The organism is Pseudoduganella rivuli, assembly GCF_009674485.1.
Classification (GTDB): domain Bacteria; phylum Pseudomonadota; class Gammaproteobacteria; order Burkholderiales; family Burkholderiaceae_D; genus Rugamonas; species Rugamonas rivuli_B.
The window spans coordinates 1-11,922 of the sequence record NZ_WKJJ01000007.1; the positions used below are offsets into that span (position 1 = coordinate 1).

At 69.0% G+C, this 11,922-nt stretch carries 8 protein-coding genes; 6 read left to right on the top strand and 2 right to left on the bottom strand.

The features are described from left to right. Positions 1-240: 240 nt before the first annotated feature. Both GJ700_RS35410 and GJ700_RS12240 read right to left on the bottom strand, forming a co-directional pair. Complete coding sequence (locus GJ700_RS35410) at positions 241-1,023, bottom strand: YXWGXW repeat-containing protein (protein WP_229506955.1); 783 nt, start codon at positions 1,021-1,023, stop codon at positions 241-243. Positions 1,024-1,261: 238 nt separating this feature from the next. Beyond that, on the bottom strand, positions 1,262-1,519 hold the full coding sequence (locus GJ700_RS12240) for a hypothetical protein (protein ID WP_154374111.1): 258 nt from the start codon (positions 1,517-1,519) through the stop codon (positions 1,262-1,264). Positions 1,520-1,728: 209 nt separating this feature from the next. Between GJ700_RS12240 and GJ700_RS12245 the strand changes: the two genes are divergently transcribed. The 6 genes from GJ700_RS12245 to GJ700_RS12270 all read left to right on the top strand — a co-directional run bounded on the left by GJ700_RS12245 (position 1,729) and on the right by GJ700_RS12270 (position 11,919). Next, positions 1,729-4,917, top strand: coding sequence for a penicillin-binding transpeptidase domain-containing protein (locus tag GJ700_RS12245; RefSeq protein ID WP_154374113.1), 3,189 nt, complete (start codon positions 1,729-1,731; stop codon positions 4,915-4,917). Between the two features lie 27 nt (positions 4,918-4,944). Further along, positions 4,945-6,360 carry a hypothetical protein gene (locus GJ700_RS12250; protein WP_229506956.1) on the top strand — a complete coding sequence of 472 codons (1,416 nt, stop codon included), beginning with the start codon at positions 4,945-4,947 and terminating at the stop codon, positions 6,358-6,360. Beyond that, positions 6,360-6,926 (top strand): hypothetical protein, encoded by a 567-nt coding sequence (locus GJ700_RS12255; RefSeq protein ID WP_154374115.1) that lies wholly within the window; start codon positions 6,360-6,362, stop codon positions 6,924-6,926. Before GJ700_RS12250 ends, GJ700_RS12255 begins: the two co-directional genes overlap by 1 nt. Next, complete coding sequence (locus GJ700_RS12260) at positions 6,917-8,242, top strand: hypothetical protein (protein WP_154374117.1); 1,326 nt, start codon at positions 6,917-6,919, stop codon at positions 8,240-8,242. The genes GJ700_RS12255 and GJ700_RS12260 overlap by 10 nt, the downstream gene beginning before the upstream one ends. After that, complete coding sequence (locus tag GJ700_RS12265) at positions 8,239-9,375, top strand: hypothetical protein (protein ID WP_371867929.1); 1,137 nt, start codon at positions 8,239-8,241, stop codon at positions 9,373-9,375. The genes GJ700_RS12260 and GJ700_RS12265 overlap by 4 nt, the downstream gene beginning before the upstream one ends. A gap of 66 nt (positions 9,376-9,441) precedes the next feature. Then, positions 9,442-11,919: an SPFH domain-containing protein gene (locus GJ700_RS12270; RefSeq protein ID WP_195763872.1), complete on the top strand. Its 2,478-nt coding sequence runs from the start codon at positions 9,442-9,444 to the stop codon at positions 11,917-11,919. The last annotated feature ends 3 nt before the right edge of the window (positions 11,920-11,922 follow it).

An 11,922-nucleotide genomic window follows, 5' to 3' on the forward strand; every position in this document is an offset into this window, starting at 1 on the left:
GCCAGCAAGGCTGGCACGTCGGCCAGCCCGGCCAGCGCGGCGGCCTGCGCCAGCACCGCTTGCAGCGCATCGGCTACCGGGATGCCCTGCGCGCGGGCCAGGCGGCGCGCGGCGACCTGCTCATTGTGGAAGGCGAAACTGTCGGCGCTGGCGGTCATTAGGCTTGGTTCGGGCGAAAAAAAACCGCCATCGTAGCAGATGGCGGCAAGGGCAAAGAATGCGGACGCAAAGGATCCGGACTTAACGGCGGCGCGGATTGTCGGGATGCTCGTCGTAACGGTTCGGTACGCCGTCGCCATCGCGGTCGCGGTCATAGCGGTTCGGGACGCCGTCATTGTCGCGGTCGCGGTCGTGGCGGTCGGGGATGCCGTCGTGATCGCGGTCGCGATCGCGGCCATGGCGTTCATAGCGGTCGGGAATGCCGTCGCGGTCACGGTCACGGCCGTTGTAGCGGGCATGGCGCTCATAGCGGTCCCAGCGGCCATCTTCACGCACCCAGCGGCCATCCCGTTCGGTCCAGCGCGGCGCCGTATAGACAAAGCCCGGGCGTTCCGCCAGCCAGTGGCCTGGCACCCATTCGTGGCGGTTGCCGCGCCATTCCCAGAAACCGGCGCTCCAGACATAGCCCGGGCGCGGTGCCGGAATCACTTCATAGCGGGGCGGTGGCGGCGGCACGGTCGCGTAGTCGACGCGGACGTTGCCACCGTTGAGCGAAATCCACGTGCCTGGTTCCATGCGCCAGCCATCGGCTTCACGCACCCAGGTGCTGGGACGGTATTGGTAGCCCAAGCGCTCCGGTTCCCAGTGGCCGGACGTCCAGACGTGGCGATGGCCGTTCCAGTTCCAGTAACCCGGCACCCACACGTAGCCACGGCGCGGCTGGGGAATGCTCTCGAAGCGGGGTGGCGGCGGCGCGTTGCCGATGACAAGGTTGACGTCGACCTGGGCCAGCGCCTGCGCCGGCGCAAACGCTGCGGAGCTGATTGCCAGCAACGCGCATGCATAAAGGGTTGGCTTGATCATAGTCTTCTCCAGTGTGGTTGACGCTAAGTTCAATATAGCAAGCCACAATCCCGCAGAGAAAAAGTGATGCAACTTATTACAAAAGACACAGCGGCGCCACAAACATGTGTGCGCGTGCGAACAGACGAGTTGGGGAGGGGAAACCGGGGAGCGGACGGGAAATCAGGTTCGCCTGCTACGCGCGCTGTGGCCGGGCGGGCAGCGGTGCGTGCAGGCGAATGTCTTGGCGCATCATCGTTCAGATACGGCTGGTTGCCGGCGCGGAAGCCCTGCGTTCTTCTTGCAGCGATTGCATTTTTTGCTCGGCAGTCAGGCGTTTGGCGCTGACCACGATCACTTGCGTCTCTTGCGGCGCGGCCATGGCCAGCGTGGCAGGCGCTGCGGCGCGGGCCGTGACGGGCTGTTCCGCCGGTTCGCTGTCGATCACGTAGTTGGCGGCACAGGCCAGGCCCAGGGTCACGACAAACAGGGCTTCAAAGTTTTTCAGGACGTTCATGATGATTCCTTCCGTGTGGGTTGATTAATGTCTTGCTTGCTGCTGCGTTGCCGTCTTTCGATGGTTGTACTTTAGCGAGCGCAACCTCCAGTCGCCACGGGATTGCGACGAGCTGCAAATTTGACGGAGCGAGTTGCACGTAACGCAGATAAAGCGCTTTTTTCCTCCCCCCCCGCTAGGCAGGGAAAACATCCACGCGGGCGGGGCGCATGCGACATCCATTCCATCGACTGACAGCGGCGCTGGCCGCATGGGCCGTGCGTGCGCGGCGCTATCGCAACCGGCCTGCCGGGGCGCCGCGCCAAGCGGGGCCGTTACGCATCGGGCCGCGCATCCGGCTGCCGCGCTGGCCCGCCGCGCTGGCGCTGTTGCTGGCTTGCGCCGGCGCCGCGGTCATCGTCAGCCATGCGATGCGGCTCACCGCGATTGACGATACGGCGGTTGGTCGTGAAGATGGTTCGCCGTATCGGAATGCGTTGCCGGGCGCCGTCATCGACGTGCCCGCGCAGCCCGGGGCACACGTGGCGGCGGTGTCGGGCGGCGCGGTGCTGGCGCTGAACGGCATGCAGGGGCAGGAACCGGTGCGTATCGGCCTGTGCGGCCAGTTGCGCGCGGATGGCCGCTTGCAGGTGCTGCGGGTAGGACGCCGCTTCGACGAGCTGGCTGCGCGCGGCATGCCGCTGCACCATCCGCTGCTGGCGGCCGATGACGTGCCGGCCGTGCGGGTCGATGGCGCCGGGCTGGATGCGCCATTGCGGCTGAACTGGCGCGGGCAGGAGGCGGCGTGGGTGTCCGATGATGCATCCACTGCCGGCCAGATGCGCCGGCACGGCTGGCTGGCGTGGCGCGGCGGCGCCTTGCATTTTGAACGCCGTGCCGTGGCTACCTGTCCGCAGGCGGGTGAACTGGTGGTGCAACTGTACCGGCCGGCTGCTCCGGCAGCGGCGCGCTGCTGCATGGTGATGGCGTTTCCCGAACATGGCGAAGCCATCGCGGGTTGGCTGCCGCCTGGCCGCCACCGTATTCCCGCAGCCGAGATCGCGTTCGCCCGTGCGCAGGAAGACCAGTTGTTGTTCGATGCGCTGGTGGCGCACGGTTTGCTGCGGGTCGATGCCGGCGGTGCGCTCGACGTGGCGCCGCGCGATTTGCCGGCGTGGGTGGCGGCGGCGCCGCAGGACCGGGCCGCGTCCACCGCGCCATGGGAAGCGGCGGCGCGCAACGCGGATGCGATGCGGGTGCTGAAGCGGCTGTACCGGCAAGCCGATGGGGCGTATGTGCTGCGGCAAATCGCTGTCTATAACAGCGAGCTCCAATGGCTGGGCTGGCGCGTGCCTGCCGCCGGCGTCAACACAGCCACGACGCCAACCGCTGCAGTCACCAAGATGGCGGATGGCTGGCAATTGCGGGCCGATGGCGCGCCGCTGCCCGTCACCGGCGCCATGCCCGGCGCTGCCGCGCGCCTGTTCTCCGAGCTGCCGGCCGGGTGGGCGCCGTGGCGGCGCGCGGCGGGCTGGGCGCAGGGCGCGTCGCTGTCGCTGGTGCATCCCGGCGGTGGCGGCCCCTTGCGGGTGATGGTGGCGGGACGTATCGACGCGGTGCGCGGCGCGCGGATACTGGCGCGGCGCGACGCGTGTACCGGCAATGGCTGCACGGCGGCGGGCGACGTGACGGAATGGTTGCTGGAACCCGACGGCGGCGGCGACGTGGCGCTGGCCGTGCGTCCGCTGGCAGGCAGCGTGGCGCAAGGCGATGCGCGCTATCGGCACATCGTCATCGAACAGGGCAAACCGGCCTGGCGCACCTTGGCGGAGCGAAGCACGCGGCACGGCGCGCTGGCGGCGCGGCCGGATGCGGCGCCGCAGGCATTGCCTGCCCGGCAGGTGCGCATCGCGGACCGCAATGGCGTCGTGCTATGGTCCGATGGCGCGGCGACGCCGGAGGCGCGGGCAGCGGGACTGTCACCCATGCTGGGCGTGGCGCCGGAACACGCATCCGGCGTTGCCGGCATGCTGGCCCGTATCCCCGGCGGCGGGCCGCAGATGGCCGGCCTGACACTGGATTTGCCGCTGCAGGCGCGGGCGCAAGCCATCGTCGATTGCGTCGCGCTGCGGCGCGGCCGCTGGGATGGGACGGCGTGCAGCGGCGGCGCGGCGCCGCCGCCCGGGCGGCAGGCGGGCCTGGTGCTGCTCGATGCGCACAGCGGCGAGATCCTGGCGGCGGCCGGTGCGGGCAATGCGCCGGCGGGCGCCTTCAACTGGGCGGAAGTGCGTGACTTCGACCGCGCCAATCCTGCGCGCAGCCCACTGCGCATTCCAGCCTGGCAGCATGACGGCGGCGTCCACCGCAGCCCCGGTTCCACGTTCAAGGTGGTCAGCGCGCTGGGGCTGGAACTGGCGGCGCGCAACGACCGGCAACTCGATGCGCTGCTGGACGGCATGGCGCCGTCCGAGATCAACCGCATGGCCCGTGGCCGGGGTTATGACTTTGGCACGGCGGCGCCGGTCTATCCGGTCAACGGACGGGCCCATATCACCAATTACCGCGAGCAGGGCCTGGAACACCGCGCGCAGGATGGCAAGCTGGGACTGCGGCAAGCGCTGGCCTACAGCCAGAACACGTGGTTTGCATGGGCTGCGGAATGGAGCGACGGCACCCTGCTGGGTTTGCCCGAGGGCGGCATGCCGGACGTGCAGGCGCTGGAACCGGGCGCGCTCGATGCCGTGCGTCCCGTGGCGGCCGCCGCGCGCAGGCTGGGCTTCGGCGCCGCCATGCGCCTCGACGGCGGTTTGCTGCCGCCGGACTTCCGCTGGTCCGCCTACGATGCGCTGCAATCGACACCATCGCATATCGATCCCGTGCAAACCCGGCATGAGGTGCGGCAAATGGCAATCGGCCTGCGCATGCAGGCCACGCCGCTGCAAATGGCCGCCGTCGCGGCGGCCATCGGCGAAGGGGCGGCCGCCGCGCCCCGTTTGCTGGCCTCGCTGAATGGCCGGGACGCGCGGGCGCCAACGCCTGAGCCGCTGGACGCGCGGCTGGACCGCATCCGCGCCGGCATGAAGGGCGTGATCGACAGCGGCACGGCCGCCGGCGCGTTCGGCGGCCCCGCGCTGGCGTCGGTACGGCGTGGCCTGTATGGCAAGACCGGCACCGCGCCCACGGGGGAGGACACGGCCACGGTCTGGTTCACCGGCTGGCTGGAGCCGGGGACCTTGCCCGGCCAGCAACACCGGCTGGCGTTTGCCGTCTTCGTCAGCCATTCGGCAGCCAGCGGCGGCGAACACGCCGCACCCGTGGTGGCGGCCCTGCTGGCGGATGGCACAGTGCGCGCCCGCATCGCCCATGGCGAGGCCGGGGCAAACCCGGGAAAAGAAGGGAATATTGCCGTGTATCCATAGCATCGGCGCCGTGGCCAACATGGCATCATGGTGCAGACTCCGCCGCAGTCTGCGCGCCTCGCGCATGCCGGCGGGGCGCAAGGACAGGACATGCGGTTGCCGGGGACACGATATCAGGAACATGGATGGGAGCACGTGCGCAAGTTGCTGGGCCGCTGCTCGCTTGCCGTGTTTCCCGGCTTGCCGATGGAAGCGCTGCTCGATGAAGGTCGCCGGCAGGACGCGCTGGACGATTATCTCGATGCGATGGCGGTGCAATTGCGTGCGCCGCGCCACCTGGCACAGGCGGCCATGCCCGGCAACAGCTATGGCGATACGGCGGGCGAACTGGCTTGCGCGCTGCTGTTTGAATTGCGCGTCCAGCCCGCGTGCTGGGACAGCCTGTGCATGGCCGTGACGGCGGAGCATGCGCGGCATGGCGCGTTCTGGCGCACGGAGGCGGGCGGCGCCATGCTGCGAAAAAAAGCCAACGACATGTACGCCGTGTTGCGCGACAAGGCCGATGCGGATGCCTGCCAGGCCGCCACCGGCCATCCCTGTTCGGCGAACCGCATGTACACCTACCGCATGCTGGACATGGCGTACGCCGACATCGCCCGCGTGTTTGCCAACTGGCGCCATTGCGAAGCGCAGGTCGCCGACATCCTGGACCGCGCGCCCGGCGGCATGCTGATCGAGGCGCGCCAGATGCAATCGATCGCCGATTGCCGCGCCGAGTGGGTGATACGGTGGAGCGCATCCCTGGAACGCCACACCGGCAAGGCGGGGCCGCTGCACACCCGCTCCAAGCGCTTTGCCAGCCTGAAAAACCAGCCGGAAGCCATCGCCGCCATGCTGCAGGAAATCGGCGGCTATGAAGCGCTGTCGTCCAACATGGATGCGCTGGGCGCGGCGCGCCGCGACGAAGGAGAAGCCGCGCTGTGGCTGGAAGACTATTGGCGCGTGCTGGCCGAATCGGAAGCGGCCGAGGCGGCGGGGACATCCGACCCGGAAGAATTGCTGGAAGCCCCGGAGCCGGACTTGCTCGATTGCTTGCTGGCGCCACCCGATGGCGGCTTGCCGCACGATGACGGGGACGAGGACGATGGCGAGGCTGATGCGGTCGATGCCGCCGTCACGGAGGACGCGCCGGAAGACGATGTTTCCCATTCCCCCAGCTTGATTGACCGGGAGGAACCCGGCGCGGCGGGACCGGTGGCGGCCATCCTGGCGGGCGTGTCGCTGCCGGTGCGGCTGGCCGTGTACCACGCGCTGCTGGGGCCGCGCGATGACAGTTATCCGGACGCGTGGATCGATTCCGCGACCGGAGAATTGCCGGCATTGCGCCACCTGGCCGACCTGGACGGCATTTCCATGCCGACCCTGCGCAAGCGCCGCAACGAAGCCATGGCGCGGTTGCGGCATGTGGCGGCCAGTGGCGCGTTTGGAAAAGGACGGATGTGATGAGTGACGACAAAGTGTTGGAACAGGCCTTGCTGGCGCGCGCCGTGCCGGGCGACCGGCTGATGCTGGCGGACGCCGTGCTGCTGGCGGCGCTCGACGGCAGCCGCCCGCTGGCGCCGGCCGAACGGCGCGCGCTGCAAGCGTCGCCGTTGACGCTGCGCCGATTCAAACACCTGGCGCTGCAGCGGCGCAATGCCGCAACGTTGCGGCCATCCGCCGCCAACGATGACGCGTGGGATGGCAGCGCCGGCATGTTGCGCGCGGCGGCCAGCGCCATCGCACTGGAAGAACTGGCGACCGATGACGGCCATTGGGCGCTGCACTTCGTCCCGGACGATGCCGGCGGCTGGCAACTGATCCTGAAGCTCGATGCACAGGCGCCGTTTGCCGGACGCCTGCTGCGCGAACGCCCTTTGCTGCGCGTGGTCGACGGCGGCGGCGCCATCCTGTTGCAGGGGCGGCTCGACGCGGATGGCGAATGCGAACGCCCATGGCCTTTCGATTCGGCGCCGGTCGCGCATTTCCAGTTATACGGCGCGACGTTTGCGATCGAGCCATGCAAGTGAAGTGGGCCATGTTCGGTGCGGCTAAAGCCGGCGCCTCAATGCAGGCGACGCAGGCTGCGCAACTGGGCACGGCGCTGGTGGCGCTGCGGCTGGAAGGCCCGGCGCGCCTGCCGCCCGGTTGCGTCGAGCTGGTATTCAGCGCGGCGGGACAGGCGCGGCGCGCGCCTTCCAGCCGCGCCGGCAGAGGCGAGACCGCCTATGCCTACCATCCGGGGCCGTACGAGACGGCATTCGCACCATTTGCCGCCGCGCCGGAAATCGGCTTGCGGCTGCGCTATGTCGCCGACGCCACCGATCCGCGCGTGGCGCAGCAGCGCTTTGACTTGTTCCTGTTCAGCGAGGCGGGGGCGGCGCTGGCGGTGGATGCGCTGCATGGCGCCATTGCGGGCGCGGTCCGCGATGCGCTGGCGCAGGGGGGGCTGGAACTGCCCGCCTGCACGACGCTGGACGAATGGCATGCGTTCCGGGCCGGACTCAATGAATTGCTGTACGTGCGGTTCGGGCTGACAGTGGACGATTGCGTGCCCGTCGACCTGGGGGAGGCGTGCGATTATGCGGACCTTTTGCGGGCGCGGCCGGCGCAAGTGGGCGCGCCGGTTTGCATGCCGGTCGGGACGCCGCTTGCCATGCCGGGCGCTGCCACGCTGCGCACCGACGCGCTGCCGGCCGCGGCGCATGCGGACTCCGGCGCAGCGGGCGCCTCTGCCGCGAAAGACGCGGCAGTCCCAGCGGCCAATGCGGCACCCGCCGCCACTGGCGCCGCGGCCTCCGCAGCTTTCCAAGCGCCCGCCGGCCGCGACCCGGCCGTTGCCTCGTTCCGTGGCGCGGCGCACAGCGGCCACCACATGACAATCTCCCCCAATGATGCTGCCGGCGCGGACGCCCGTGCGCTGCGCCGCCTGTTCCTGGAATTACCCGCCTGGTCCGCCGGACTGCGCGCACTGGCGCTGCCTGCCGGGCAAGCGCTGTTCACCGCACGGCGCGACTTGTTGCAGCGCTGCGCGCTGGCCGCGCTGGATGTCAATACCGTGCCGGCCCTGGCATGGGCGGCGCCGGACCGTCCGCTCGCGCCGGCAATCCAGGCGCAGCGCGCCACGCACAGCATGGCGGCGGCGCAGGTGCTGGACCAGTTGTGGGGCTTGCTGGCGCAGTGGCGCATTGCCGCGCAGGACAGCGCGTCTATCGCCAGCGCCCACGCGCCGCTGCTCGATGACGCCGACCGCCTGACGGCCAACCTGGCCTTTCACCTGGCAGGCCGGCGCGCCATCGTTGAAGAGGCTGCGCCCACGGAACAACGCAGGGAGCCGCACCTGTGACGACCGCCACGCCGATACAGCGCCCCGCCAGCGCCGAATGCCGCACCGTGCTGGCGGACGGACGCATCGCAATCGTGACTGCCAGCCGTCGGCCCCGGGCCAACCGTGCCGATGTCAAATGCGCGGTCCCCGGTTCGCCTGCGCTGGCGGCGCGCATGCAGCAGGTCATCCGGCTGGCGCGCCACACGGAAGCGCGCTTTGACAGCCGCGAACAAGTGGTGGTCAGCATCGATGGCGCGCCGGCCGACAATGACCGCGGCTGGGAACTGGCGGCCGTGCTGGCCGACCGCCTGGTGCGGGGCATCTGGCAACCGGGACCGGGCGCGATTGCCGCCCATGGCTGGTCCGATGCCTGGCACGAAGGCACTGGCATTAGCGGCGGCGCGCACGCGGCGGCAGCGCTGGCGCGCGCATGCCCGGACGCCTTCATCGTCACGGGCGCAATCGCTGGCGCTATCGCGGAGGACGCCGGCGCCAGCGTGGCAACCGGCAATCCGGCCCCAGACTCGCCGGCGCTGGTGCTGCCGCACCTGGGCGCGCTGTCGGGTCACACCGATCCTGCATCCGCCGTCTCCACGGCCCGCGCCTGGTTCCCGCTGCACAGCGGCGGCGTGCACGATGCGCTGGCGTGGGTGGAAGTCAGCGTGGCGCCATGGCCGGCGGATGCGCCAGGCATGGACGAGGAAGAAACCATTGCCGCGCCGGAATTGAATGCCGTGGGTCAACTTGCAATCCGGCAAGTACTGGCCGCCGCGCGCCACTTCGATGGCCGGGCGCTGGGCCGCTGGCGCACGGTCGTGCGTTTCAGCGAAACCCGCTTCCATGGCAATTCCTACGAACTGGCGCTGGTAATGGCGGACCGGCTGGCGCGGGGACGGGAATTCGTGCCGCGCGGCAGGTTGATTGCCACCGGTTGTTCCGGCGCGTGGCACACGGGGCGGGTCGATCCGGTGCAGGAATTGCCCGCCAAGCTGGCGTTGATCGTACGGCAGGCCGGTGCGGGCGACCGCATTTTGCTGCCAGAAGGTAACATTCCCGGCGAAATTGCCGATACAGTACTGGCCGGGACGATGGCCGCGATACGGGCACAGGGCGCCACCATGGCCCGCATCGCACGCATCGGCATGATTTGAAGCTGCATGCGCCTGCTAAAATCGGAACAGGCGCGGCACGAGATAAAGTTGCAACAGGGAGACAACATGTTCCGTATGTTTGGATTTGGCGGCGCCAGGTGCCCGCGCTGCGATCACAAGACCGCCGGGGGACCTGACGGCGGATACTGCGCCCATTGTGGCCTGAGCCTGGGGGCGCCCCGCAGCGAACCGGTGTTGCGCGACAACCGGTGGATTCCTGCCGACGATGAATTGGCTGTTTATTTCGGCGTGAACGCGCTGTCCGGCCTGTTCAATAAAGTCTTGCGGGTGCCGGCCGCAACCCGCGCTTATATCCTGCAAGGCGACAAAGCCACCGAAGTGCCGCAGGGTGAATACGAACTGGAAAGTTTCTTTGCGCGCCTGAACAACCTGTTGCGCGACCAGCATGCGGAAATCCTCATCACGCGCAGCGCGCCGCTGCCCGTCGATTTTTCGTTCAGCGACCTGCATACGGCCGAATACCTGAAAATCTCGGCCCGCTTCACGGTGGCGGTGCGGGTGGAAAACGTGCCCGCGTTCGCGCAGCATTTCATGACCACGCCGGGCGCCGTCACCACCTTGCAATTGCATGATTTGCTGGCGCCCTCGGTGCGCCAGGTGGCGGCCGAATTCATTGGCGGCCGCTCGATGCGCGACATGGGCAAGGATGCCGACCTGCGCGCGCGGCTCGACGAGCGGCTGCAATCGGCGCTGCGCCTGCGGCTGGCCGATTTCGGCCTGGCGGCGGTCGAAGTGCATACGCTGGCGCTGCGCCACGATAAATTCGACGCCAACCGGGAACGCATCGGTTCGCTGTGGCTGGTGGCCGATGAACGCCACGTGCAGCTGGAACACGTGAAACAGCTGGACGAACTGTATGACGAAGAAGAATGGCAGGCGCTGCAGCGGGAAGAGCAGAAAATGCGCACCGATTACCGGCGTGCGGAATTGCGCCAGGATGCGGCCGTGGGCAAGGCGGAACTGGCGCTGCAGGAGGCCGAGCGCATGCAGGCCATGCGGGCGCGCGAACTGGACTTGTATGCGCGCATCGCCGAATCGGACAACCGCAAGGCGGCCATCGACAAAGGCGCCGGGGCGGAACTGGCGGCGCTCGAGCATGAACTGGCGCGCAAGAAAATGGGACGGCTGGGCGAAGCCGCGGCATGGGAACAGGTGCGCCAGCTGGCGCAAATCAAGCTGCGCACGGAACTGGAAGTGACGCAGCAGGCGTCGCACGAAGAACGCCAGTTGGCCAAGCAGCGCTTCCATCACCAGCTGCACATGCAGCAAATCCAGAACCAGGTCGCGCAGGCGCTGCTGGTGGAGGATGAAGCGCACCGCCGCGCGCTGTTGCAGCGCTTGCGCCAGGAAGAGCTGGCGGCGCGCGCCCGCGAAGCCGAACTCGACGCGGCGCAGCACATTGCGCGCCTGCAGGGCCTGGAATTCGCCAACGCGGCCCATAAGCGCGAAGCGGAGCGGGTGCAGGAATGGGAAGACCGGCAGCACCTGGCGCACATGCGCGAACTGGCGCGGGCGGAAGAGGTCAAGGATGCGTCCGGCGCCGTCCAGGTGGCGGAAGTGCAGCGACGCCTGGACCAGTTGCGTCGTGAAGGGGCCTCGCAGGATGCGATTGCGCAGCACGAAAAGCTGTTGCGCACCATCGATGCCGACGGCATCCACGGGCGGCAAAACCAGGCGCTGGCGCACCAGGCCATGCTGGACCAGCTGGCCATCGACGAGCAGCGCCAGGCGCTGGCCCAGCGCGAACGGGAAGCGGAATGGCAGCGCGAATTGCGCATGCGCGAACACGAGCGGGAAACCCAGTTCGCGCAATGGAAAGGGGAACACGATACCTTGCTGGCGCGGCAGGCGCACAGCATGGAACTGGCGCGGCTGGAAGTGACGCGGGTCGAGACCATCGGCGGCCTGTCCGACAGCGGCAAGCTGGCCGCGGCGCCGGCCGAAAATGCGGCGGTGCTGGTGCAGTGGATGAAGGAACAGGTGCGCGCTGGCATGAGCCCTGAGCAATTGCGCGCGATGGCGGAAGTGGTGAGCGCGGAACACAGCGTCAGCCCGCTCGATGCGCTGCGCATGGCGCAGGAACATGCCGCCGCCGAACGCAGCCACCGCGACGCGCAGGAAGCCAAGGACCGCCAGCACCAGTTGCACCTGCTGCAACAGCAAAACGCCGTGCAGGTCCACGCGCTGCAGGCGCAAATGCAGCTGGGTGTCGGTATCGCGCAGGGTGTTGGGGGCGCATCCGGCGCCGCGCAGCCGGCCGCGCCGGTGGCTGGCTATGTCCCTGCGCCGGCGCCGGTTTCCTATGCACACCAGGGTACGCCGCACGGCCAGTTCGTGCCGGCGCACGTGGTCTCCGGCCAGTTCGTCGCCACCCAGTCGGTGCTGGCAACCACGGCGGCCGCCGCCGCGCCGGCAGTGGGGGCGGGACAGCGCCTGTGCGCCCATGGCCACGTCACGCCCGCCAGCCGTCCCGATGCGAAATTCTGCGCCGAGTGCGGCGCGCCGCTGCCGCCGGTGGCATAAACG

Excerpts from the sequence above, each read along its gene's own strand:
- GJ700_RS35410 (WP_229506955.1), bottom strand. The coding sequence starts at position 1,023 with ATGATCAAGCCAACCCTTTATGCATGCGCGTTGCTGGCAATCAGCTCC.
- GJ700_RS12240 (WP_154374111.1), bottom strand. The coding sequence starts at position 1,519 with ATGAACGTCCTGAAAAACTTTGAAGCCCTGTTTGTCGTGACCCTGGGC.
- GJ700_RS12245 (WP_154374113.1), top strand. The coding sequence starts at position 1,729 with ATGCGACATCCATTCCATCGACTGACAGCGGCGCTGGCCGCATGGGCC.
- GJ700_RS12250 (WP_229506956.1), top strand. The coding sequence starts at position 4,945 with ATGGTGCAGACTCCGCCGCAGTCTGCGCGCCTCGCGCATGCCGGCGGG.
- GJ700_RS12255 (WP_154374115.1), top strand. The coding sequence starts at position 6,360 with ATGAGTGACGACAAAGTGTTGGAACAGGCCTTGCTGGCGCGCGCCGTG.
- GJ700_RS12260 (WP_154374117.1), top strand. The coding sequence starts at position 6,917 with ATGCAAGTGAAGTGGGCCATGTTCGGTGCGGCTAAAGCCGGCGCCTCA.
- GJ700_RS12270 (WP_195763872.1), top strand. The coding sequence starts at position 9,442 with ATGTTCCGTATGTTTGGATTTGGCGGCGCCAGGTGCCCGCGCTGCGAT.